This is a genomic window from Pseudahrensia aquimaris (assembly GCF_042676045.1).
In the GTDB taxonomy this organism is placed as follows: Bacteria; Pseudomonadota; Alphaproteobacteria; order Rhizobiales; family Rhizobiaceae; genus Pseudahrensia; species Pseudahrensia aquimaris.
In genome coordinates this window covers 166,959-192,077 of the sequence record NZ_JBHTJV010000025.1, presented here as the reverse complement: position 1 = coordinate 192,077, position 25,119 = coordinate 166,959, and the positions used below count along the sequence as shown (strand labels likewise).

Sequence of the window (25,119 nt, the reverse complement as noted above, 5' to 3'; positions counted from 1 at the left end):
GAATCTTATGGCCCGCCTTATCCGCAATCCTGCCGTTGAGCGCATCGCGCTGAAGCTGAAATCAGCGTGGGACTGGACGGTTGCTAAACTGGTTGGCCTGTTCATCCATCTGGTGAAAAAACTGCCACCTGAAAAGTCAACGGACATGGCCGAACGGGCCGGACGGCTGCTTGCGCCAATTTTACCGCGCACGCGCATGGCGCGTGAAAATATGGCTGCCGCCTTTCCAGAAAAATCCCCCGAAGAAATCGCCGCACTGACGAAAGAGATGTGGGGCTATGTCGCCCGCACAATGGCAGAGTACGTATTTCTCGACGATCTGTTCGACTACGACCATGACAATCCTGACAAAGGACGTGTCGAAATCGCCGGTCTCGAAAACTTTCTGAAAGTGCGCGAAGGCGGCAAACCTGTGATCATTTTCACGGCCCACACGGGGAATTGGGAAATTCTGCCCGTCGCCGCATCCACCTACGATCTGTCCGTAACCGCCCTCTTCCGTCCGCCAAACAACCCTTACCTCGCCAAGCGTGTGTTGAAAGCCCGCCAAACCGCCAAAGGTTATCTAGTCCCCTCCCGCGCTGGTGCAGCATGGGCGCTGGCCGATGTCTTAGAGCGCGGCGATGCCGTTGGTCTTCTCGCCGACCAAGCCTTCACGCGCGGGCCACACATCGAATTTCTTGGGCGCAAGGCGACCGCAAACCCAATCGCGGCAAAACTTGCACGCCAATACGATTGCGACATTTATCCCGCCCGCTGCGTGCGCTTGCCCCAGGGGCGTTTCCGCATCGAGTTGCAAAACCCGATCGACCCACCCAAACGAGAGGATGGTTCGCTGGACATCATCGGCACAACGAAAATGATCAACAATGTCATCGAGGGGTGGGTTCGCGAAAACCCTGCGCAATGGCTCTGGTTGCACGACCGATGGAAGATCAAAGGCGAAGAAGCCGCCAAATGGCGTCGCTGAACGGTCGAAAATGTGGTTGCATTTTCTATTTATACAACCCTTGGTAATATTTCTCTGCTTAGGTGACCGCAACACGCCACTCGTTTCGGTTTAAGCATGACCCAGATACCAAACTCCAATCCACTCGCCCGCCCTCTCGGCGTGGTGTTGGCCTCATCACCCAATCTCCACCTGTGGCCGCTTTCACGCACCCACATGCCAGTGCAGTTTGTGCGCAGCGAAACCGGCCTCAGTAGCTTTCAAACGGCGCTCAATCGTGTCCGAAAGCTGTCGCTCGCTGCACGGCCCGTGGTCACCGTGAACGCAGCAAATCTCTCAACCGCACGCGAACAGATGGAGGAACTTGACTTCGAGCGCCCGCCCCACCTGATTGTTGAGCCGGTTTGGCGTGGCGATATGGCATCTCTCGCAATCGCATCTCTGTTTGCGGCCAGATACGACAGAACCGCACTAATGACAGTGATCGAAGCGCATCGCCCGCCAGTGAACGAACAAGGCTTCGACCACCTAACAGGCCAGATGCGAGACGCCCGCTTGGCCAGAAATCGAATGATCATTGGCGTACAACCGCTGCGAGGAAATGGCTTTGACATGCCGCTTGATCTGCAGGTCGGGGCAAAAAAGGGCACCAATCATCTCTTTGAGGCCACGGGTTTTAGGGTTCCTGATCATCTCAAAACGTTGGAACGCAATGGGGTCATCTACACCACGCCGCGCATCGCGTTGCAGGCTCTAGCCATAGCTGACCGCACGATTGTCGATGCCTGCGCAATGGCGCTAGAAGCAAGTCCGCAGGCGCACGGCGTGATCTGGCCGCAAATCAACGTCTGGTCGGCACTGCCGGAAACGTCGCTGGACGATGCCCTGCCACGCACAACAGACCATCTCTATCTGCGCCCTATGGACCTCGGCATCGCCACGCCACCCCACGAACAAATCATTAAACGCGACAACACCCGCGTCGTGGAAATGGGCAACCGACTTTTTGTTTTACAAGACTGCGAAGACCTCGAAATCATTGCCTCTCAGGACGCGGCTCTGGTCCGACCCAAAAAATCTTCCCGCGCCGCCCAACGAGCGACGGAAGCCTTGAAGAGCACCAACATGGCGCAACTCCACACCCATATCGCGCAAAGCATGCCTTGGGGTAGGATTGAGCGCGTGGAGCGAAATTTGTCTTTTGAGGTAGTGCGTATCGTGATTGAGCCGCAACAGACTATGCCAGAGCATTTTCACAACCACAGAACCGAAAACTGGACAGTCGCGCAGGGCACAGGCCGGGCATGCATTGATGGCATTTGGCACGATTTGAAGCCCGGCAAGGCGATCACCGTTCCAAAACAAGCGCTGCACGGCCTTCACAATACAGGAACCAAACAGCTGATCGTTTTGGAAATGCGGCATGGCGACTTCCTCAACACGAGCGATCATATCCGCACGGTTGATTTGCCAAAAGCGAAGCTGAAGCTGGCCTAATGCCTATTCAGCAGGCGCCAAACCGTCTTCGCCACCGTAGTAAAGGCCAACTGCGTGCTTGGCGTTGGCGAAAAACAACCAACGCTCAACAAACACGCCTGCGAGGTGGCACTGGGCGGCAAGAGCTGCGAACACCACGCTCGCACCAGGCAGAGCAAGAGCGAATGCCAGCAAGACGGCAGGCAAAAACAGACCGATCAACACTGTGATTTTCCACAGCATTTCATTGTGCTTGCGTGCGATGCGAAAGCCCATTTCATTAGTCAGATAATTGCCCATGGAATGGGGCCGCTCCAGCAGTTTCACCTTGCCGATGTGGCCAAGCCCGGTGGCGCTTTCCATTGTGGATTCGCCATAGCCGATATCACCAGCACGGCGAGCCCAGAAGTATTTAACCGCCCAGGCGCAAAACAACGCGATGATAGCAGCCAGCGTCAAACCACTGTTTCCGCCGCTGGTGCCCGTGAAAAATCCGAGATAAATCAACAGCCCCAGCGACAAGGAAAATGCCAGATAACAGGCAGCGGTCAAAGGCGTGTGCCACGTCGCCACCGTGCGCAGCGAGGCGTAGATCATAGCCGTGCAATACACGGTGAACGCACAACAAGCAGCCGCTATCAGGCCCAGGATCAGCGAATACGAGTCACCAAACAGGCTCATCGCCGCCAGAGCAACCAGCGGCACGAATGTGATGATCGCCATACAGCCTTCGCGCGATAGCCAGCTGGAACGCCACTGGGAAAAGGCACGCCATGCCCTCTGCGGATTGCCAAGATGAAGCGTCGAGAATGCAAGCCCGAGCGCGATCATCGCCAGCGCCACGAACCAGGCAAGCTTTGTCGACGTTGCAGATGGATCACCCAAACCCAGCGCCAGCAGAAACGCCAAGCCGTAGCCTGCGCCTGAAATCGTTGTGAAGAAAATAACGGAAAGTGCCGGATGCATTAGCGCGCCCCCTTCGACTTTTTGCCATCGAGCGCGGTCAGCGCCTTGTCAATCCAGCCCAGCAGGCCATCGGCGGAAATACCCCCGTCATCGATGGCAATGGGCGCTGTGTTCGCGCCCAAATCAGTGCGCTCGCGCGGCGGCAGGTATTTGTTGACCGGCTTGTTGCCTTGTTCCGGCATCAGATCAAACCCGCCGCGTTCGGCGACCAGTTTCGAAACTTCCGATTCAGGATCAGCCAAATCGCCGAAATGGCGAGCACCGGCCGGGCATGTGCGGACACAGGCCGGTTGGCGGTCGATCTCTTCAAGTTCTTCGTTGTAGATGCGGTCAACGCACAGCGTGCATTTCTTCATCACGCCTTCGGCAAGGTCCATTTCGCGCGCGCCATAGGCACAGGCCCACGCGCACAGGCCGCAGCCGATGCACATGTCTTCGTCCACAAGCACAATGCCGTCTTCGCTGCGCTTGTAAGATGCGCCTGTTGGGCAAACGGTCACGCAAGGCGCATCTTCGCAATGCAGGCAGGATTTCGGGAAATGAACGACCCGCGCTTCGCCCGCAATGCCGATCACGTCCGCGTCGGGTTTCACCTCAAACGAGTGAATGCGGTTCAGCCACGCGCCGGACGGGTTCGCGCCATACGGATCCTGATCCGATAACGGCGCACCGTAGCCGCTCGTGTTCCACTCTTTGCACGACACAACGCAAGCGTGACAGCCAACGCAGGTATCAAGGTCGATAACGAGACCAAGTTTCTTGTCAGTTGAAGCGGGAAGCAGGGTCATGCTTTGCCTCCCCCTTGAGGGGAGGCCCAAGAGGCGCAGCCGATTGGGGTGGGGGCAAAGGAAAAAACAGCAAGGTTTCGAGAATGAGATGGGCATTCCGTCCCCCACCCGGATCGCTTCGCTCTCCGACCTCCCCTCAAGGAAGAGGTTGCGACTGCTAGAATTCTCATCATTTCGTCCACTCCAATCCGTAGCGAAGTTCATCCGGCGTTTTTTGCTCCGGTTGTCCTTCAACCTTCGGCAGGCTTACTTCTTCGCCAGCATCTGCCTTCTCGATGTTCACCCGCAGGTCATACCAGGCCGCCTGCCCGGTTATCGGGTCGGAGTTTGCCCAGCGGTGCCCGTCGCCTTTCGGTGGCAGCAGCTCGGAAATAAGGTGGTTGAGCAGGAAGCCCTTGGTGGCTTCCGGCGCATCTTTATCGAGCGCCCAGGCGCCCCGGCGTTTGCCGATGGCGTTCCACGTCCACATGGTAGAGCCGTTGACCGCATCCATGGGCGCGACCTGAACCTTGATCTTGCCATGCCATGACGTCACCCATGCCCAGTCCCCCTCTTCTAGGCCCTTGGCGCGGGCCAGATCGGAGGGAATATACAGCGGGTTGGTCGTGTGGATCTGGCGCAACCAGGCGTTCTGCGACCCCCACGAGTGATACATCGCCATCGGGCGCTGCGTTAGCGCATGATAGGGAAACTCTTTGTCTGTGCGGTCGCCCAAACCAGCGCCTTCAAACGGGGCATACCAGATCGGCAGCGGCGAGAACGTCTCCACCACCCGTTCGCGCAGACGTTCCGGCGGCTGGTGCTCGCCGTGGCCTTCGCCAGCGAGACGGAACTTCTGCAGAACTTCAGAATAAAGCTGGAACGTCACCGGCTGGGGCGCATCGAAGAAACCCATATCGACAGCAAAATCCTGATAAGCCCTGTTGGCGTGTTTGAAGAACCGTGCCTCCTCGGGAATGTGATGCATGAAGAACGACCCGTTCTTCTTGTACTCCTCAAGCTGGTTCGGGTTTGGCTCGCCCCGCCCCGCCTTATCGCCCTTCTTGCCGCGCCAACCGGCCAGCGGGCCAATGCCGGGCTTGCGCTCGTGGTTGACCATGTAGTCGGCATAATCGGCATATTTCGCGCTTCCGTCTTCGTTCGTCATGCCGTTAAGCCCAAGCCGCGCGCCGAGATCGAGCAAAACGGACTGAAATCCGCGCACATCGCGCTCCGGTTCCACCACAGGCCAGCGGATGGAATCGCACACCGCTTCCGGCTCAGAAATCGGGCGGTCCAGCAACGAGATACAGTCGTGACGTTCCAGATAGGTCGTATCGGGCAGGATGAGGTCGGAGTAAGCCACCATTTCCGACGAATATGCATCGGAATAGATGAGACGCGGGATCACATATTCGCCGTTCTCGTCCTTGTCGGTCAGCATGTCGATCACGCCGCGCGTGTTCATCGATGAGTTCCACGCCATGTTCGCCATATACATGAACAGCATGTCGATCTTGTAAGGATCGCCCGCATGGGCGTTGGCGATGACCATGTGCATCATGCCGTGGGCAGAGAGCGGCGCGTCCCAAGTGAACGCCTTGTCGATGCGCACGGGCGAGCCGTCATCGTCCAGCAACAGATCTTCCGGCCCATGCGGATAGCCCAGATGCGGCCCGGGGATGGGCCCCGACTTCGCCTTGTCAGCGGCAAAACCGTGAGGCTTGGGATGCGCCGTGTAAGGCTTCGGGTAAGACGGCTTGTAGCGATGCCCACCGGGGCAATCGATGGAACCGATCAGCACCTGCAAAACGTGGATGGCGCGACAGGTCTGGAAACCATTGGAATGAGCCGAGATTCCGCGCATGGCGTGCATGGAAACCGGACGGCCGATGAAGCGGTCGTGCTTCTCGCCTTTCATATCCACCCATTCCTGCTCGATCACGATTTCCTGCTCGAAGGCGACATCGGCAATTTCCTTCGCCAAGCCGCGGATCGTCTCGGCTGCGATGCCCGTCTCGTCAGCCACCGCTTCTGGCGCGTATTTGGCGTCGGAATATTCCTCAATCATCAGCGTCAGCGCGGTCTTGGCCTTTTGGCCTTTTTTCGGCGCAAATGTCCCCGCCATGGCAGGCTTCACACCCTTCGTGTCGTGCGGAACAGCTTTCTTCTTCGCAGCATCCCAGACCAGTTCCTTGCCGTCTTTATCGCGAGCAAACAGGCCGTGATCGGCACCACCCGGATTGTCGATCACCAACCAAGGCGCGTTGGAATAGCGGCGCAGGTAGTCCAGATCAATCTTCTGCATTCGCAGCAATTCGTGGATGACGGACAGGATGAGCAAACCGTCAGTGCCGGGCTTCACGCCCAGCCAATTGTCGGCAATGGCCGAATAACCTGTTCGAACGGGATTGACGGAAACAAACCGACCGCCGTTCTTTTTCAATTTCCCAAGGCCGATCTTCAACGGATTGGAATCGTGGTCTTCCGCTACGCCAAACATCAAAAACAGCTTGGTGCGCTCCCAATCCGGCGCACCGAATTCCCAGAACGCGCCTCCGATTGTGTAGATACCGGCTGCCGCCATGTTCACCGAACAAAATCCGCCGTGGGCAGCGTAATTCGGCGTGCCGAACTGCTGCGCCCACCAGGATGTCAGGGACTGCGACTGGTCGCGGCCCGTGAAGAAGGCCAACTTGCGCGGGTCTTGCTTGAGCGGCTCCAGCCAGTCTTTGGCAATCGTCAGCGCCTCTTCCCACGAAATTTCTTCAAACTTGCCGGAACCGCGCGGCCCCACCCGCTTCATCGGCGCGTTGAGCCGCGCAGGCGAATAGTGCTGCATGATCCCAGCAGACCCCTTGGCGCAAAGCACACCCTTGTTGATCGGGTGGTCGCGGTTGCCCTCGATGTAACGCACGGTCTTTTCGCCGTGCGCACCGGGCTTCAGATAGACGTTGATGCCGCAGCGGCAGGCGCACATGTAGCATGTGGTCTGCTTCTTCTCGCCAAGCTTCTCATTCAGCTTCACATCATGCTTCATATTCCGGCTCCCAAATTGTTTCACGCACCCAACACCAGCCGCATCAGGCCTGCGCTTGCCAAACCCATCAGCAACAGCAGGCAGAAGGGTTTGTAGTATGGTTCAAGGCGTGGCGTGAACAGCATTTTGCCAATCACAACCCCGATCAGGCAGGGCAAGGTCAACACAAGCCCCCGCGTCAGCGCCTGCCCGTCCATCATCCCAAACCACAATAGCAGAGCAAGACCGAAAAACGAGTTCGCAAACAAGTATGTCACAAGCGATGCCCGCATGTTGCGCGCGCCCTGCCCTTGCGACAGCACGTAAAGCGCGACAACCATGCCACCGACGCTGGCAAGACCCGTCGCAACCCCTGCCATAGCTCCGGAAAACCACAGGCCCGGCTTGGTTGCCAAAAATTGCGAACGCACCTTCAGCAATTGCAAAACGGCCAGCACAATAATGACAGACAAGGCCGCAGCCTTCGATACATCGGCTGCCACAACCGTTGTGAACCAAAGGCCCGCCGGTTGCCCAACCAGCCCGCCGATCATCAGCCCGAAAACGATGGGCAAACTGGCTTGCGCCAAAATGCTGTCGCCTTTCACCAAGCCGGGCCCAATCATCAACACACTTGCCGACAGTTCCAGCACCCAACATACCGCGATCAGCTCCACCGGCGGTATGACCAGCGCCAAGGAGGCCATCACCAGTGCGGAAAGCGCAAAGCCCGAAAAGCCCCGAACCATCCCGGCCACGAACACAACCCCGACCGCAGCGGCCAGTGTCCAAGGTGAAAGCTCAGTGGCGGCGGCCAGCGACTGCACCGCTTGATACAGCGGAAAGGCGCTGGCCGGTTCAGCCAATTAGGCGACTTTCTGCGGACGCATGTCGTTCGGGTCGATTCCGGCAACCGGCACCGGCTTCTTCATGGCATCGCGGCGGAAAGGCTCACCCAATTCCTGGTTCAGCAGCGCTTCGATGAAGGTCGTCTTGCCCTCTTTCATCTGCGCCTCAACCGCCTTGTCCAAGGCTGCGGTCAGTTCGTCCATCGTGGAAACCTGAACACCTTCCATGCCGCACGCCTTGGCGATAGCTGCGTAGCTGACGTCTTGGTCCAATTCCGTGCCGACAAAATTGTCTTCATACCAAAGCGTCGTGTTGCGCTTTTCCGCGCCCCACTGGTAGTTGCGGAAAACAACCATCGTGATCGGTGGCCAGTCGCCACGGCCAATTGCGGTCATCTCATTCATCGAGATGCCGAAAGCACCGTCACCGGCAAAACCGACAACCGGCACATCGCGGTTGCCGATTTTCGCACCTGTGATCGCCGGGAAACCGTAGCCGCAAGGGCCGAACAAGCCGGGGGCGAGGTATTTGCGGCCCTCATCAAAGGTCGGATAGGCGTTGCCTATCGCACAATTGTTGCCGATATCGGAGGAAATGATCGCTTCTTTCGGCAGTGCAGACTGAATGGCACGCCATGCCATGCGCGGGCTCATCCAATTCGGCTTGGCCACGCGGGCGCGCTCGTTCCAATCCGTGCCCGGATCATCGTCTTCGTGGTCCATCGAAGACAGCGCCTGAAGCCATGCGGACTTCGTCTGCGAAACCAGCGCCTCGCGGTCTTTTGAGCGGTTGTCGGACACTTTCTCCAAAAGACGCTCCGCCACAAGTTTGGCGTCGCCCTGAATGCCGACTGTGACCGGTTTGGTCAGGCCGATACGGTCTGCATTTATGTCAACCTGAATGAGCTTCGCATCCTTCGGCCAATAGTCGATGCCGTAACCCGGCAACGTGGAAAACGGGTTCAGGCGCGTGCCCAAAGCCAGCACCACGTCGGCCTTGGCGACCAATTCCATCGCGGCTTTGGAGCCATTATAGCCCAGTGGTCCAACGGAAAGCGGATGCGAGCCGGGGAAAGCGTCGTTGTGCTGATAGTTGCAGCAAACCGGCGCGGAGAGCTTTTCAGCGAGTTTCGCGGAGGCCTCAATCCCGTCAGCCAACACCACACCCGCGCCGTTTAGGATAACCGGGAATTTCGCGTTCGAAAGCAGTTCCGCTGCACGGTCCAAACCTTCTTCGCCGCCTGCGGAAGGCGAGAATTCAACAATCTGCGGAAGCTCGATGTCGATCACTTGCGTCCAGTAATCGCGTGGCAGGTTGATCTGCGCCGGCCCGGAGCGGCGCTTGGCGTTCATGATCACGCGGTTCAGCACCTCGGCAACACGGGAGGGATCGCGCACTTCTTCCTGGTAGCACACCATATCTTCAAACAGTTTCATCTGTTCGATTTCTTGAAAACCACCCTGCCCGATTGTCTTGTTGGCGGCCTGCGGCGTCACCAGCAGCAGCGGAGTGTGGTTCCAATAAGCGGTTTTCACAGGGGTCACAAAGTTGGTGATACCGGGTCCATTCTGCGCGACCATCATGCTCATTTTACCGGTGGAACGGGTATAACCGTCCGCCATCATGCCAGCATTGCACTCGTGGGCGCAGTCCCAAAACTTGATCCCAGCCTGCGGAAACAAGTCCGAAATTGGCATCATGGCCGAACCGATAATGCCGAAAGCGTGCTCGATACCGTGCATTTGGAGCACTTTGACGAAAGCCTCCTCGGTGGTCATTTTGGTCATGCGGGTTCCCTTTTCGATGCAAAAAATGAGACTTTAAGTCCCAATCATAGTGGTTATAGAGTTTAGCAATACCGTCACAATGTTCATGGGTCCAGATGGCTGATAGCAGTTGCACCAGCAGGGTTGTAAAACACTGTTCAGGCATTCTGCTGCCGCATTGTTGGGCAAGTGTCATAGCCACGAAATACGAGTTCGGGGAACAACCAATGATACGCTCACTCACTCTAGCAGCGCTTACAGGCGGCAGCCTGCTGTTGGCCTCAGCGATCGTGCCGAGTTCAGGCAGCACGGCCGAAGCGCGACCCAGCACAAAAAACTTCACTTGTTCGGGGGCTAAACGGTTTGTCCGGCAGCGCGGTGCCGTGGTCATGAGCCACAAGGCTCCACATCTTTTTCAACGCTTCGTTGCAGGCAGTGGATATTGCGATCGGGACCAGGAAGCACTGCCCTTCCGCGTTCCTACAAAATCCGGATCTTGTGCCTTGAAAACCTGCCAATTGCGCATGCGCTGGGGTTTTCACGACGATTAATGGTTGAAGCGCAACCTGTAGAAATTATCGAGCGCGCACCGCGTCACGAACCTGATCAGACGTGCGCCAATCAGCCACCGGTTTGGACTGTGCTTTATAGCGGGGGGCTGAATCCAGCGAACGCCAAACAACTGTCGTGACAGGAGCGGCGCTCGTGTTTTTCGCTGGTGCAACGGCAGGTATCTCTGCAGCGGGCGTGTCCACCAGCTCTTCCATCACGCGATCCGGCAATGTGATCACAGCCGCAGTCTCAACAGTTTCAATCTCGGTCAGCTGCTTTTCGATTGCGCCGATAGCAACATCATTACCTCTGGCAATGGGGTTTGGCTTCGGAACAGCTAAACCAGCGGTTTTTTCGATAGCGCGATCAACAAGTCTGGCGACCAACTTGCCGGACTTGTCCTCGATTTGTTTCGGAACAACGATTGCGACCTCGTCACTATCAGCTTCGACAAGAGCCTTCGGTGCCAACAGATTACCAATCGCGGCCTCGGCTGAAGACTTCGCAGGCACAGGCGCATACGCTCGAGCTACTATCGCAGCCCCAGGTTGCGCAATGGCAACAGGCACGCTGGGACGCGCCTTTGGTGTGGTTTTGGAGGGAGACGGCTTTGCAGGCTCAACTTTTGCAACCAAAAGATCGGGCTTGTTCTTTTTCAGCGGACGGTCAATCGCAGTCCAGTCGTCGAAAGGCCATAGCTTGCGTGCGGTCGCAACCGAATAAGGTGCCACGTTTACATCAACAGTTCTGTCGGTGCCCTTCACCCGGTACAAACAACGCCGCTTGGTGCAATTGTGGATCGATGAGAATTGCCAGATCGTGTATTGCGGCCAATGCCCGAGTGGGAACACGCCCGGTATACGGTCCTTATAGCGGGCATACCAGAGATTGAGCTTCGACAGGAGCGGATACTTATCACGGTTGCGGGCAATGTATTTGGCCGTATCATGATTGGTGTACAGCATCGGATATCGGCCAAGTTTACGCTTGATCGTGCGAGCAAAAATCTCTGAATCCTTCAGCGACATCCACTTCTTCGGGTCGTTGTGCTCAATATCAAGCGCAATAAGATCATCCGGCTGTGGATCTGCATACTGAATGTAATGCAGCGCTTGTCCGACAGGATTGCCGGGGCGAGCAAGGTGATAAGAACCCCACTTCAAGCCGAGCGCTTTTGCCAAGGCGCGACGTGTCAAAAACAGTTCATGCTCCGCCTTATAACGGCGCCAGCGAACCTTGCAGTAGTTTTGTTGTAGCTCACTTCCCTTACACCGCCACGGATCGACCAAACCATCAGATGCCTTGTTGATAAAGCCAACCAAGCGTTTGTTGTCACGCAGCTTTCCCCAGTCAATCGGGGTGTAGGCATATGCATCAATAATGATAGATGTATTCTTCGAGTGCCACGGGCTCCACGCATGCTTTTTAGCATGAGCAGGCAGCAGCCAAACCAACATAGCGGCCAAGGAAACGGCAAGCAGTTGCAACGGCCGTGCGGCGAAGCCGGACGCGAGTGGCATAAGGGTCATTCAAACTGCTCCAGAAAACAGAATTCCGTAAAAATACATTCCCAATGGTTAATAAGTCTTAACCATACCCCCACCGCAAAGTCTCGGGATGCCTGAGCGCAGACTATGTCACTTTTGCGATGGCCGCTAGTTTTTCTATTCCAGGAGCGATCATCTTGGAATCAATTGATGAAAAACCCAGACGAAACGCATCGCGACGATCTTGCCCTTGGAAATATACGCTGCCCGGTTCTATGAAAATACCTGATTCCAATGCCTTTTTTGCTAAAAGGTCAGTATCAACTCTCCCATCCATTGATACCCAATAGGATGAACCGCCCATACCCCGCACCGCGTCAGCCTGCGGCAAAAAGTCTGCCAACGCCTGCCCCATCTGAGTCCAGCGCTCTTTGTAAGCTCGGTGCAGGCGGCGCACGAACACATCGTAATAACCGAGCGAGAGGAAGAACGCTGTCGAACGCTGATTGTTCGTTGGCGGATGGCGAACCATAAGCCTGCGCAACGCCCGCATTTCACTGATCAAATCAGGCGACGCAACCACAAACCCCAGCCGCAAGCCGGGGAATAGCGTTTTGGAAAATGATCCGACATAAAGCACCCGCCCTGCCCTATCGAGCGATTTCAATGCGGGCAGTGGCTTGCCGACATAGTTCGTCTCCAGCTCATAATCGTCTTCAATTACGATGAAATCGCGTGCCTGCGCCTCCGCCAGCAGTTGCTTGCGCTGTTCGGTTGGCATGGTCACCGTGGTGGGGAGTTGATGGCTGGGAGTGGTGTAGACAACATCCGCCCCTGCCAACCGCTCATCAATGGGCAGGCCGGTGCGGCTCACAGGAATGGAAGCGATGTTGTCGGTTCGAAGTGCGAAAATATTCCGTGCATCTGCATAGCCAGGCTCTTCCACCACCACCCGCGTCTGCGGGCCTATGAGCAGACTTGCCGCGAGATAAAGCGCCTGCTGTGCGCCAAGTGTGACGAGGATTTGGTCTTCGCCCACGAATATCCCACGGCGCGGCAGGATGCGGTTGCGGATCTGATCGACCAGCATCGGGTCGTCATTGTCCATCGTATCCTGACTCCATTCATCGAGCCACTTCTTCCCCATCGCCTTGTAAACGCAGTCACGCCAATCAGTGATGGGAAACAGCGACTGATCAGGCTGCCCATAGATGAACGGATACGGCATCGAACGCCAATCGCGCGGCTTCTTGATGTTGGATTGACGGCTGGGGCGCTTGACCAGCTTTTCACTCCAATCGATCGGCTCGACAGCATCATCAGGCACCGTCACCCCGGACGCTTTAGCCGCCTGATACATGCCCATCTCAAGCACCGTCTCATTGACGAAATACCCGGAGCGCTCTGACGTACGCAGATAGCCATCGTCCGTCAGCCCCTGATAGACCATGACCGCCGTATTGCGCGAAATGCCGAGTTGTTGCGAAAGATGACGTGTGGATGGCAGCTTCTCGCCGGGCTCCACATGGCCGGAAAGAATAGCAGAGACCAAAACTTCCCGCAGTTGCGCTTGCAGGCTTTTGGCCCCGTCACGTTCCAGATTGATCAGAAAATCTCGCATGAATTGCCCAGATGAAGCTGCCCTCAACTGGACTTATACAATGACTTCCATCTGGACCCAAGAGGAATACGTGTCACTCAGTTAAGCAAACTTGCCACATCGTCGGCGCTGGCCACAGGGCCAAGCGCATACCCGTCCGGCCTGATAAGCGCGGCCTTTACTTTTGCTTCATCCAATTTTTCCCAGTCACCCAAAACCACTGGCACAGAGGCGTCCATTGGCTCACGGGCCAGCACCCAAAACCCACCCTCTGCGGCATCATCTGCCAAGGCCCCATCCGAGTTGCGCAATTGCGGAGCCAGTTCACCGCCAATACCATCGCGCTCGCCCAAGCCGGGGCCGAGGCTGGGCCAGATGGATTTCATCGACCCTTTAGGCACTTCTCCCGTTGCAGATTGATTGATTAAACGTCCCAACCGCACCGACAATTCAATAAACTGTCGAACATTTGCCTCGCGTTCGCTGCCATAGGTATCAAGAAGAGTATCGTCGCCCGTTTCCAGCACCCGCTCCAACTTCCAAACAAGATTGGCGCAGTCACGAATTCCTGCACACATGCCCTGTCCCATAAAAGGCGGCATTTGGTGGGCAGCATCTCCCGCCAGCAACAAGCGCCCCCGCCGCCATTCCTTCGCAACAATCGAACGGAAGGTATAAACGGCCTTGCGCTCCAGCGTCGCTTCCTTGGGATTAATCCAGCGCCGCAGCTTGTGCCAGACGAGTAGATCGCTCGGCTCTTCCGGATCACCATCCTTCAGTCGCATCTCCCATCGTCGACGATCGCCCACCCCGCGCACATAGGTGGCCGGATTGTGCGGATCACAAAACTGGATGGAGTAGTCGCCAAGATCGTCGCGGGGGACTTTGAGCATCAGATCGACAACCAGCCAGCGCTCCTCAAAGCCGAGAGCATCGAGTTCGACGCCCATTTCACGGCGCACCAAGGAGTTCGCACCATCCGCACCAATTACATATTGCGCCCTCACTGATTGGTCTTTGCCGAAGCGAACCAAGGCACCCGTCTCATCCTGCTCAATCGAGGTCACGGACGCGCCGCGAACCAGTCGCACGTGGTCGAAACGGTCAAGCCCCTCAAGTAAGGCCGCTTCCAAACCCGGTTGGTGCACACGGTAGCTTTCATACCAGCCCATCGGGCCGATCTCCTGGGCTCGTGACCAGTCAATCAAAAGGTCACCGTCCATGGTCTTAAACAGCATGCCCTTACCGACCATCGTGGATGGCAAGATTTCGTCAGTTAAGTCTGCTGCCTGAAATACCCGCATCGCCTCACCATCGAAATGGATGGCGCGTGGCAAATTGTAGGGCTTGACCTGTTTCTCCAAGATAACGGTAGAGATACCACGGCGACCTAAGAGGTTGCCCAATAGAGCACCAATTGGGCCGCAACCGACGATAGCTACCTGTGTTTCCATCAAAGCTCTTCCGTCACGGTGCCTTCCATCCGCACCCCCTCGCCGTTGCGATGTATGCCGTCCGGGTCAATAGTTGCCAAATTGCAGAAAATCTCGATGCGGTGGCCATCTGGATCAAGCAGGTAAAAGGCCTCGTTTTCACCCCATGAACCATCACCGCGCGGATCAGCGTGAGAGTGCAAAACCGGACCGCGCACGATGGGCGCACCATACGCTTTCACCTTTTCCAGCATAGCTTCCCAATCGTCACGGCTGTCACACTCGAAAGCGAAATGGTGGAACATCGGAAATCCATCAAGATCGTCTTCCGGCCGGGTTGGTTTTTCGCGGTAGGTTTTGGCAGGGTTGTGAACCAGCACCAATTCATGGTGCACATCGCCAAGGCGCATGAAAGTGAGTTCAACAGGGATTGCCTCAACCTCACCCGCAGCGTGGCGTTCGGTGAGCTTAAAGCCCAAACATTCGCGGTAAAACGAAATCGCGCGGTCAGTATCGCTCACCTCGACCGCGAAATGCTGCATCCTTGCCAGCTTTGCTTGCCCCATTAACTCGCTCCCAACAATTCATCCTGTCAGGCAAAAGCTATAGCGGCAGATTTGGGAGCGAAAGGGAAATAATTCGCTCCCAACCGTTTGATCAAGCAGCCGTTACGCGGGTCAACGCTCCATCCAACGCTTCGACCATTTCATCAAGGTCAGACTTGGTGCAAATCAGCGCTGGTGAGAAGCACAACGTGTTGTTGAAGCCGGGGAACGAGCGGTTCGTTGCGCCGATCACGACCGCATTGTGGGCGAAGCAATCCGCAACCACGGCCTGAACCATCGATTCCGGTGCCGCTTCACGGGTGTCACGATCAGCCACAAGCTCCATACCGCAGAACAAGCCCTTACCGCGCACATCGCCGACGATTTCGTGCTTGCCCTTCAGTTCCTCCAAGCGGCCCATCAGATAATCGCCCATAGCCGTGGTATTTTCCAACAGGTTCTCGTCTTCAAGAATGCGCATATTTTCCAGCGCCGCAGCGGGGCCAGACGTGCAACCGCCAAAGGTGGAAATATCGCGGAAATAGCTCATAGGGTCGTCCATATCGCCCTTGAACTCGTTGTAGACGGCCTCCGTCGTCACGAGGCAGGAAATGGCGGCATAACCAGAGGCAACGCCCTTCGCCATGGTAACCATGTCCGGCTCAATGCCGTAGTGCTGGTAGCCAAACCAGGTGCCCGTGCGGCCCATGCCGCAGACCACTTCATCGATGATGAGCAGCACATCGTATTTCTTGCAGATTTCTTGCACCCGATCCCAATAGCCCTTTGGCGGAACGATCACCCCGCCCCCAGCCGTGATCGGCTCCAGAATGAGGCCGCCAACCGTGTCCGCACCCTCGCGCAGGATCACTTCTTCAATCGCATTGGCCGCGCGGACGCCATAATCCTCAACTTCGCCCCACTGGGAGCGGTATTCAAGGCAATGCGGCACGGGCACAAAACCCGGTGTGAACGGCCCATATTGCGCGTTGCGCTCCGTGTGTCCGCCAGACGAAAGCGCCGTGATCGTCGTCCCGTGGTAGTCGCGCTCGCGGAACAGGATTTTGTGCTTCTTGCCGCCATACTTCTTGTGGGCCAACTGACGAACGAGCTTGTAGGCCTTCTCGTTGGCCTCGGAGCCTGAGTTTGCGTAATAAACGCGGCTCATGCCCGGCATCTTGGAAATCAGCTTTTCAGCAAACTGCGCGCCGGGAACCGTGCCCATGGCACCAGCGAAATAGTTCATCTTCACCAATTGGTCGCGCACCGCGTTGGCGATGCTCTCGCGGCCATAGCCAACATTGACAGTCCACACACCGCCGGAAACGCAATCGAGGTGCTCACGGCCCGCCTGGTTCCAAACCCGCATGCCCTTGCCCTCGATGATCATCAAAGGATCAACAGCGTCGAACTTCTTATGATTGGTCAGGTGATGCCAGACATTGGCTTTATCAGCTTCAACGATGGCGGTGATGTCATTTTCAGGGACGTGTAGGTTCATAACGCAAGCTCCCGATGGGCCATGAATGGCGACTTGGTGAACTATCATATCATCAGAAAGCGGGCGTGTTGAACAGCAGGCCAAAGGTGCCAGTTGCCGCCTTTGCGCAGGTCCAGCCAACCGAGACACCTGAACGCCAACTGCGCAAAAAAATGGCCCGCTCGTTTCCGAGCAGGCCATTTTTTAGATGACTTAGGATAAAGTCTTACCAAGTAACTTTAACCGTACCACCTTTGCGACGAACCATAGAGAACAGCTTTGCTGCATTCTTTGGGTGCAAGCGAACGCAACCGTGGGAAGCCGGACGGCCAAGGCGGCTGATCGACCCTGTGCCGTGAATGGCGAAACCGCGGTAGTAGAACATTGCATAAGGCATTGGAGCATTGTCGTACTTCTTGGAGTAGTACTCTTTGTGCATCCGGTGGATTTTCCACGTGCCCGTTGGCGTGCCGTAACCCTTGCGGCCTGTCGAGACTTTCCAAGTGTGGCGCAGAACGCCACGGTCATAGACGTACATGCGCTGCTTAGACAGATCGACGCGAGCAACGATGCCAGAGCTGCGTGATGGGCGATAGGAGTTCTTCGAAATACGCTTGCGAGTGCTCCGTTTGGAGCGGCTCTTCACGCCAGCTTTGACCCAGCGGCCATTGCGCTTTTTGTAACCATTGTTTTTGTACCAAACGCGCGTCCAGTAGGCTTTATCTTTTTTGACGTAGCCTTTGGATACACTCGGTACCGTTTGTTTCGCACCCTGATCAGCAAAGGCCGATACGGTGAAAAGGCTCATGACAAACGCCATGAGAACGACAATTTTTTTCATTTTTCCCTCCAGTTGGAAAAGCAACTTGCCCCGTTAATAAATGCAACTTCTGGAGTGTCCCCAAACCGTCGCGCTCACGAAGCCAATAAAGGCTTCATTCCTTGAGGACATCTGAACGATCCCCGCCAATTCCTCGATGTGGTGAACGTAGCCTAAACAAAGGCCGCCTTACTGTGTGAAAATTCACACTCAAAACCGGACGCAAAACCGTCTGACGCACTACCAACCGCTTTAGTCGAGTTGCACCTATGAGGCACAAGGCCAACTTGACCGCCTTCATGCTGCCCCATTTTGGGACAGTGACGCAATGACTTTTCCGTGAGAAAGAATAGCGTGGAAAAACTCTTCCGCCCATGACACGCTTTTAAACAGGGCAAATCTCAACCGCAGGCAGGGGAAAAATGCTGGAAGCCGTCAATCGCCGCATTGATTCAAAACGCAGTGATCTGGTCTCATTGACCGTTGATCTGGTGCGCATCCCGACCATCAATCCACCTGGTGATGCTTACACACCCTGCGCGGAATACATCGCGCGCCGATTGAAAGCCCGTGGCTTCCATGTGCAGTTGATGCGTGGAGAGGAAACGCCCGGCGACAGCGACCGCTATCCGCGCACCAACGTGGTGGCCCGCCTTGAAGGCAAACGCCCCGGCCCCACCATCCACTTCAATTCGCATATAGATGTCGTTGAAGCAGGCTCTGGATGGACGTTCGATCCGTTTGGAGGAGAGATACGCGACGGCCGCATCTATGGCCGTGGAACATGCGACATGAAGGGCGGGCTTGCCGCATCCATCATCGCCGTGGAAGCCTATATCGAAGCAAATTCAAACTTTGATGGCGCAATAGAAATTTCTGGTACGGTGGATGAGGAATCCGGCGGCTTTGGCGGCGTTGCCTATTTGGCCTCGAAAGGTTTGTTTTCAAAACCCCGCGTTGACCACGTCATCATACCCGAACCACTCAACAAGGACCGCGTTTGCCTTGGTCATCGCGGTGTATGGTGGGCAGAAATCGAAACATTCGGCACGCACGCCCACGGCTCTATGCCGTTTCTCGGCGACTGCGCGGTGCGCCATATGGGTTCTGTCGTTACCAAAATGGAAGAAGACCTATATCCCTTGCTGGCCTCAAAACGCACGGACATGCCAGTCGTGCCGGAAGGTGCCAAACAATCGACGCTCAATATAAACTCGGTCCACGGCGGCGAGAACGAGGGCTTTGACGGGCTGCCCAGCGCAAACGTTCCTGATTCTTGCAGAATGATCATTGATCGTCGTTTTTTGATCGAAGAAGACATCGCCACCGTCAAAAGCGAGGTAATCGATTTGCTGGAAGGGTTGCGCAAGGACCGCGAGAATTTCAGCTATGCCATTCGCGACATAATGGAAGTGTTACCCACTATGACCGACCGCGACGCGCCCGTAGTGCAAGCCGTAAGCGATGGCATCCGTTCCGTCATGGAGCGTGAACCGGATTACGTCATTTCCCCCGGCACTTACGATCAAAAACACATTGCCCGCATCGGCCATCTGCACGACTGCATCGCCTACGGGCCAGGCATCTTGGATCTTGCCCACATGGCCGATGAATTCATCGTCATCGACGACATGATAGAGAGCGCAAAGGTCATGGCCCATGCCACACACGCGCTTCTACACCCGCTTTCTTTATGAGCCACGCTTGACGATTGGCTTTCCCTGCCGGAAGCTAATAAAACAATCCAACACGGGGAATGACCGTCTATGAAAACTGTAACGACCGTATTTGCCGCGATGGCCGCGCTTATGTTTGCCTTCGCGACAACCGCCCAAGCGCGCGTTATCATCAAAGAGCGCACGACCTACTACAATGTGTCCGGCAAAACCGGCAAAGCGCTGTTCGCGTCAATCAGCAAGCGCGGGCCTAAACTAAACGCCCGCCATGCTATCGCAACGACAACATCCAGCATCAAACTTCGCAATCTGAAACCAAAGATCACCAGCACGCGCTGCCGCGTTGGTTCGGTAGATGTTATCGCCAACATCACCTACCGCTATCCCCGTTGGAGCGGTGAACGCAACGCTTCGCCTGCTGTGCGCAAGGCATGGAAACGATTCATGAAAAAGGTTGTGCAGCACGAAGAAATTCACGGGCAGATCGCCAAGGATCAAGCCCGCTCGCTTGAACGCGCTATGAAACGCTCCAGCGGTCGCATTTCGCGCGGTTGCGCAGACTTTGGCCGTAGCGTTTCGCGCAAATTCAATAGCATTGTCCGTCAGGCTGACCGCGCGCATCGTCGTCTGGACCGCCGCGATGGCCGCGTGTGGAGCCGGAATGCCCGCCTACAACGCGCACTGTTTAAAGCAAGATAGCCGCAGCGCGGCCACTTTTGGAGCTGCATATTCTAATAAAGTCGCCTTTCTTCGGGAGAGAAACATGTCGAAACTAGTCAAACTCACACTCGCCGCCGCTTTGGCCACAGCACTTTCGCCTGCCGTCACGCTATCTTCAGCGTTCGCAGCAAAGACGAGCTTGATTATGGGCATGGTTCTCGAACCACCTCACCTGGACCCGACAGCTGGAGCGCCCGCAGCAATTGACGAAATCGTTTACGCCAACGTCTTTGAAGGTCTCACCCGCATCAACGACAAAGGCGAGGTAAAACCCGCGCTGGCGGAAAGCTGGACGATTTCTGAGGACGGTCTGGAATACACGTTCAAGCTGCGCAGCGGGGCGAAATTCCACGATGGAACAGCGCTTGACGCGGGAGACGTGAAATTCTCCCTCGACCGCGCCCGCGCAGATGGCTCCACCAACGCGCAAAAAGCGCTGTTTGCGGACATCAAGAGCGTCGATGTGGTGGACGACACGACAGTCAAGGTCACGTTGTCTTCTCCCGCCGGCAGCTTCCTGTTCAACATGGGTTGGGGCGACGCGGTCATCGTTGCGCCGGAATCGGCAGACGGAAACAAAGCCAATCCCGTTGGCACCGGCCCTTTCAAATTCTCCCGCTGGGCCAAAGGTTCCGCGCTCGATCTGGTGCGCAACGAAGATTACTGGGGCGACAAGGTTGCGCTTGAGAAAGCCACTTTCCGCTTCATCGCTGATCCCGCTGCAGCCCTCTCGGCAATGCTGGCAGGCGACGTAGACGCGTTTGCAAACTTCCCCGCGCCGGAATCAATTCCGCAGTTGGAGGCTGATCCGCGGTTTAAAGTAGTGATCGGATCTACCGAAGGCGAAACGATCCTTTCGACCAACAACGCCAAACCACCGTTTGACGATATCCGCGTGCGCCGCGCTATCGCCCACGCCATTGATCGCAAGGCTATAATCGATGGGGCCATGTTCGGCCTTGGCACGCCAATTGGCACGCACTTTGCGCCCCACCATCCTGCCTATGTCGATCTGGTCAACGCCTATCCCTACGATCCGGCCAAAGCCAAAGCCCTGCTGGCGGAAGCGGGCCATGGCGACGGCATCAAGGCAACGCTGAAACTGCCACCGCCATCCTATGCCCGCCGTGGCGGCGAAATCATCGCCTCACAGCTGCGAGAAGTGGGCATTGACCTTGAAATCATCCCCGTCGAATGGGGCGTGTGGGTGCCGGAAGTCTTCAAAGGCAAAGACTACGATCTCACAATCGTCTCCCACACAGAGCCGATGGATATCGGCATTTATGCCCGCGATGACTATTACTTCAATTACAAGTCCGAGGCCTTCAACGCCACAATGGCCAACCTAAACGCTGAGGTGAATCCAGAGAAACGCTATGCGTTGATGATGGAAGGCCAGAAGCAGTTGTCACAAGACGCCGTCAACGGCTTCCTTTTCCAGCTTGCCAAAGCGGGTGTGTGGAACGCCAAAATCAACGGCTTGTGGGAAAACTCTCCCGTTCAAGCCAACGATCTGACCGGCGTTAGCTGGAGCGACTAAGCCGCGCCAGCCTCGTCATAGGTCCGCCCGATGACCGTTTATCTGTTGCGCAAACTCACGTGGGCTTTCGCCACGCTCATCGTTGCGTCAATTGCTATTTTTTGTGCCTTGGAAATCGTGCCGGGCGACCCCGCACAGGTCATGCTGGGCATAAATGCAACCGACGAGGCGGTGGCCGCATTGCGCACCGAACTGGGCATCGACCGCCCGCCCCTGCAACGCTATCTCGAATGGGTCAGCGGCATGCTCATGGGCGATTTCGGCAAGAGTTATACATTCGCCGTCCCCGTCTCCGAACTGGTGGCCGAACGCGCCGTTGTCAGCCTGCCGCTGGCGCTGCTTGCCTTGGCACTTTCAACCGCTATCGCAATTCCTGTCGGCGTCTATGCCGCCTCCAAGCGCGGCAGCCTGGTCGATACGATCATCATGGGACTGACCCAGTTCGGCATCGCAATCCCGAATTTCTGGTTCGCGCTGCTGTTGGTTTACGTGCTCGCAATCTGGCTGCAATTGGTGCCCGCCGGTGGCTTTCCCGGCTGGGAAGCTGGCGTTTGGACAGCGCTCAAAGCGTTGTTTCTGCCGGCAATCGCGCTGGCCCTGCCCCAAGCTGCCATTCTCTCCCGCGTTACCCGCTCAGCTCTGCTCGATACGCTTGGCGAAGACTATATTCGCACCGCCCGCGCCAAGGGACTGTCACGCAATGCCGTGCTGTGGAACCACGCCATGCGCAACGCGATGATTCCAGTTCTCACCATCCTCGGCCTACAATTCGCCTATCTGCTGGCGGGCACGATCATCATCGAAAACGTCTTCTACCTGCCTGGCCTTGGCCGCCTCGTGTTCCAGGCCATAAGCCTGCGCGATCTGATCGTGGTGGAATCCACCGTCATGATGCTGGTCTTTACCGTTATCGTCATCAATCTCGCAGTTGACCTCGCCTATGCGTGGGTCGATCCGCGTCTGCGCCGACGGACGGCCTGATGGACGATATTCTCAGCCCCCCCGTTCAAGGCTTTTGGTCGCGGGCCTTTCGAAACCGCAATTTCGTGATCGGCTTTGCGATTTCCGCGCTTGTTATCGTTATGGCCGCGATCTCGTTTGTCTGGACGCCCTATGACGTCACCAAACTGGTCATAACCGAGCGCCTGAAAGCACCATCGGCAGCCTATTGGTTCGGCACAGACCATTTTGGCCGCGATATCTTTTCGATGGTCATGGTGGGTGCGCGAAACTCAATCGCGGTAGCCCTCGTCGCCGTGGTGATTGGCCTCGGCATCGGCGTACCACTGGGCTGCTGGGCTGCGGCCAAGCGCGGCTTTCTTGATGAGGCCTTGATGCGCGGCAACGACGTCATCTTCGCCTTCCCCGCGCTGGTTTCTGCCGTCATCATCACGGCCATTTTCGGCCCCGGCGCGATCAATGCCATCATCGCCATAGGTATCTTCAACATTCCCGTCTTCGCCCGTCTTGCCCGTGGTGCCGCGCTGGCACTTTGGCTGCGTGATTTCATCATGGCGGCACGCGCCTCCGGCAAAGGCGCTGCCCGCATCACCGCTGAACACATCGTGCCGAACATGGCGAACCTGCTGATCGTCCAAGGCACGATCGCCTTTGCACTGGGCATAATCCAAGAAGCAGGTCTCGCTTATGTCGGCCTCGGCACCCAGCCGCCCATGCCAAGCTGGGGCAAGATGTTGAACGAGGCGCAGACAATGATGAGCATCGCGCCCCACATGGCCATTGTGCCGGGGCTGGCCATCGTGATCACTGTTTTGGGTCTCAATCTGCTAGGCGACGGCCTGCGCGACCTGCTTGATCCGCGTCTGGCGCGGGAGCGCTGACATGCTGGAAATCGACCGGCTCAACCTCTCCATTGGCGACAAGCCGATCCTGAAGGATATATCGCTCTCGCTGCAACCGGGGCGAATTCTCGGTGTGGTGGGCGAAAGCGGCTCCGGCAAATCGCTCACGGCGCTGTCGATCATGCAATTGCTGCCCCGGGCATCGCAAACATCCGGCTCCGTGCGTTTCAAAGACCAAGAATTGTTGGGCGCGGAAGACGTGCTGATGCAAGACCTGCGCGGCGATGATATTTCGATGATCTTTCAAGAGCCGATGACCGCTCTCAATCCTGTCCACACAATCGGCGACCAAATCGCCGAAGGCATAGCGCTTCACGCCAAGGTCTCCCGCGCGGAAGCGCTCGACCGTGCAGCAAAGCTCATGGGCCGCGTCGGCCTGCCGCCCAAAACCTATCCGCTGGCTCGCTACCCCCATGAACTTTCCGGCGGCCAGCGCCAGCGCGTCATGATCGCTATGGCTTGCGCGCAAAAGCCGTCGCTGCTGATCGCGGATGAGCCAACCACTGCGCTCGACGTCACACTGCAAGCTCAAATTCTGAACCTGCTGCGCGATCTTGTAGAAGAGGACGGCATGGGCCTGATGCTCATCAGCCATGACCTGGCGGTGGTGGCCGAAATGACGGACGACATCGTGGTGATGCGCAACGGCGAAGTTATGGACGCTGGCCCCACCGGCTCGATACTGCGCAAGCTTGCCCACCCCTACACGGCGCAACTGGCCAAAGCCTCAACCCATATTCCCACCCGCACGCGCCCGCCCGTGCTCACAGACGATTGCCGTGCGGCCAGCCTCAATCCGCTGGTGGAAACCCGTGGCCTAGTGCGCGACTATCCCACGCCCCGCCGCAGCCTTTTCAAAGCCGGGCGCCCCTTCCGCGCAGTCGACCGCGTCGACCTTACGCTTTATCCCGGCCAAAGCATCGGGCTTGTCGGTGAAAGCGGCTGCGGGAAATCCACGTTGGCGCGCATGGTTCTGGCACTCGATAAACCCACGCAGGGCGAGCTGCTTTTTGAAGGCAAAGACCTCACCCACCTCGACGACGATGAATTGAAAACCACCCGCCGTCACATGCAGGTCGTCTTTCAAGACCCATTCGCCTCGTTCAACCCGCGTCACAAGGTCGAAAGGCTCGTTGCCGAACCGCTCTATCTTGAGCCGGAGCTTAGCCCCGTCCAAAGGCGCGACCGCGTTCTCGCTGCGCTGGATGAGGTGCGAATCGGCGCGGATGCACTCGACAAATATCCGCACGAATTTTCCGGCGGCCAGCGCCAGCGTTTGGCAATCGCCCGCGCCCTCATCACGCGCCCCAAGCTCATCGTGGCTGACGAGCCCGTCTCAGCATTGGATGTTTCCATCCGCGCGCAAGTGCTGGACCTGTTCGCTGAACTGCGCGAACGGCTTGACCTCACATATCTGTTCATCAGCCATGACCTGAGTGTGGTCCGCGCCATCTGCGATGAGGTGATGGTGATGGAGCATGGACGCATCGTGGAGCGTGGGCCGAGTGCAGAAATCTTCGACAACCCGCAAGCCCCTGCTGCAAAACGTTTGGTGGAAGCCACCCCAAACCTTGAGCGCGCTATCGCCAACCGCCATGATGACTAAGCGCTG

At 56.9% G+C, this 25,119-nt stretch carries 19 protein-coding genes; 8 read left to right on the top strand and 11 right to left on the bottom strand.

From position 1 onward, the window contains the following. Positions 1 to 7 precede the first annotated feature (7 nt). Both ACFQ14_RS15330 and ACFQ14_RS15325 read left to right on the top strand, forming a co-directional pair. Positions 8 to 970, top strand: a complete 963-nt coding sequence (locus ACFQ14_RS15330) for a lipid A biosynthesis lauroyl acyltransferase (RefSeq protein ID WP_377213626.1) — start codon at positions 8 to 10, stop codon at positions 968 to 970. 96 nt (positions 971 to 1,066) lie between these two features. Next, the gene (locus ACFQ14_RS15325; RefSeq protein WP_377213625.1) at positions 1,067 to 2,446 is read left to right on the top strand and encodes a cupin domain-containing protein; all 1,380 of its coding nucleotides are present in this window, start codon (positions 1,067 to 1,069) and stop codon (positions 2,444 to 2,446) included. Positions 2,447 to 2,449: 3 nt separating this feature from the next. On the opposite strand, the gene ACFQ14_RS15320 is transcribed toward ACFQ14_RS15325, so the two are convergent. From ACFQ14_RS15320 to ACFQ14_RS15270, 11 genes are all read right to left on the bottom strand, one after another. Continuing rightward, positions 2,450 to 3,391 (bottom strand): dimethyl sulfoxide reductase anchor subunit family protein, encoded by a 942-nt coding sequence (locus tag ACFQ14_RS15320; protein ID WP_377213624.1) that lies wholly within the window; start codon positions 3,389 to 3,391, stop codon positions 2,450 to 2,452. Then, positions 3,391 to 4,179, bottom strand: coding sequence for a 4Fe-4S dicluster domain-containing protein (locus tag ACFQ14_RS15315; RefSeq protein ID WP_377213623.1), 789 nt, complete (start codon positions 4,177 to 4,179; stop codon positions 3,391 to 3,393). The genes ACFQ14_RS15320 and ACFQ14_RS15315 overlap by 1 nt, the downstream gene beginning before the upstream one ends. Positions 4,180 to 4,348: 169 nt before the next feature. Further along, positions 4,349 to 7,198: a molybdopterin oxidoreductase family protein gene (locus ACFQ14_RS15310; protein WP_377213622.1), complete on the bottom strand. Its 2,850-nt coding sequence runs from the start codon at positions 7,196 to 7,198 to the stop codon at positions 4,349 to 4,351. 20 nt (positions 7,199 to 7,218) lie between these two features. After that, complete coding sequence (locus tag ACFQ14_RS15305; protein WP_377213621.1) at positions 7,219 to 8,043, bottom strand: sulfite exporter TauE/SafE family protein; 825 nt, start codon at positions 8,041 to 8,043, stop codon at positions 7,219 to 7,221. Further along, on the bottom strand, positions 8,044 to 9,813 hold the full coding sequence (gene xsc, locus ACFQ14_RS15300) for a sulfoacetaldehyde acetyltransferase (RefSeq protein ID WP_377213620.1): 1,770 nt from the start codon (positions 9,811 to 9,813) through the stop codon (positions 8,044 to 8,046). 554 nt (positions 9,814 to 10,367) lie between these two features. Next, positions 10,368 to 11,873, bottom strand: a complete 1,506-nt coding sequence (locus tag ACFQ14_RS15295) for a GH25 family lysozyme (RefSeq protein WP_377213619.1) — start codon at positions 11,871 to 11,873, stop codon at positions 10,368 to 10,370. A gap of 103 nt (positions 11,874 to 11,976) precedes the next feature. Continuing rightward, the gene (gene pdxR, locus ACFQ14_RS15290) at positions 11,977 to 13,452 is read right to left on the bottom strand and encodes a MocR-like pyridoxine biosynthesis transcription factor PdxR (RefSeq protein WP_377213618.1); all 1,476 of its coding nucleotides are present in this window, start codon (positions 13,450 to 13,452) and stop codon (positions 11,977 to 11,979) included. 77 nt (positions 13,453 to 13,529) lie between these two features. After that, positions 13,530 to 14,885 carry a bifunctional 3-(3-hydroxy-phenyl)propionate/3-hydroxycinnamic acid hydroxylase MhpA gene (mhpA, locus tag ACFQ14_RS15285; RefSeq protein ID WP_377213617.1) on the bottom strand — a complete coding sequence of 452 codons (1,356 nt, stop codon included), beginning with the start codon at positions 14,883 to 14,885 and terminating at the stop codon, positions 13,530 to 13,532. Continuing rightward, positions 14,885 to 15,430, bottom strand: coding sequence for a VOC family protein (locus ACFQ14_RS15280; protein WP_377213616.1), 546 nt, complete (start codon positions 15,428 to 15,430; stop codon positions 14,885 to 14,887). The genes mhpA and ACFQ14_RS15280 overlap by 1 nt, the downstream gene beginning before the upstream one ends. A gap of 91 nt (positions 15,431 to 15,521) precedes the next feature. Next, positions 15,522 to 16,910: an aminotransferase family protein gene (locus ACFQ14_RS15275; protein ID WP_377213615.1), complete on the bottom strand. Its 1,389-nt coding sequence runs from the start codon at positions 16,908 to 16,910 to the stop codon at positions 15,522 to 15,524. Positions 16,911 to 17,115: 205 nt separating this feature from the next. Continuing rightward, positions 17,116 to 17,730 (bottom strand): L,D-transpeptidase, encoded by a 615-nt coding sequence (locus ACFQ14_RS15270; RefSeq protein WP_377213614.1) that lies wholly within the window; start codon positions 17,728 to 17,730, stop codon positions 17,116 to 17,118. A 401-nt stretch (positions 17,731 to 18,131) separates the two neighbouring features. On the opposite strand from ACFQ14_RS15270, the gene ACFQ14_RS15265 reads away from it, so the two are divergent. The 6 genes from ACFQ14_RS15265 to ACFQ14_RS15240 all read left to right on the top strand — a co-directional run bounded on the left by ACFQ14_RS15265 (position 18,132) and on the right by ACFQ14_RS15240 (position 25,113). Further along, positions 18,132 to 19,406, top strand: coding sequence for an acetylornithine deacetylase/succinyl-diaminopimelate desuccinylase family protein (locus tag ACFQ14_RS15265; RefSeq protein WP_377213613.1), 1,275 nt, complete (start codon positions 18,132 to 18,134; stop codon positions 19,404 to 19,406). 69 nt (positions 19,407 to 19,475) lie between these two features. Continuing rightward, positions 19,476 to 20,084, top strand: coding sequence for a DUF922 domain-containing protein (locus ACFQ14_RS15260; RefSeq protein WP_377213612.1), 609 nt, complete (start codon positions 19,476 to 19,478; stop codon positions 20,082 to 20,084). A gap of 64 nt (positions 20,085 to 20,148) precedes the next feature. Continuing rightward, positions 20,149 to 21,645 (top strand): ABC transporter substrate-binding protein, encoded by a 1,497-nt coding sequence (locus ACFQ14_RS15255; RefSeq protein ID WP_377213611.1) that lies wholly within the window; start codon positions 20,149 to 20,151, stop codon positions 21,643 to 21,645. A gap of 30 nt (positions 21,646 to 21,675) precedes the next feature. Beyond that, positions 21,676 to 22,626 carry an ABC transporter permease gene (locus ACFQ14_RS15250; RefSeq protein WP_377213610.1) on the top strand — a complete coding sequence of 317 codons (951 nt, stop codon included), beginning with the start codon at positions 21,676 to 21,678 and terminating at the stop codon, positions 22,624 to 22,626. Further along, positions 22,626 to 23,486 carry an ABC transporter permease gene (locus ACFQ14_RS15245; RefSeq protein WP_377213609.1) on the top strand — a complete coding sequence of 287 codons (861 nt, stop codon included), beginning with the start codon at positions 22,626 to 22,628 and terminating at the stop codon, positions 23,484 to 23,486. The genes ACFQ14_RS15250 and ACFQ14_RS15245 overlap by 1 nt, the downstream gene beginning before the upstream one ends. A 1-nt stretch (position 23,487) precedes the next feature. After that, positions 23,488 to 25,113 (top strand): ABC transporter ATP-binding protein, encoded by a 1,626-nt coding sequence (locus ACFQ14_RS15240; protein ID WP_377213608.1) that lies wholly within the window; start codon positions 23,488 to 23,490, stop codon positions 25,111 to 25,113. Positions 25,114 to 25,119: the final 6 nt, after the last annotated feature.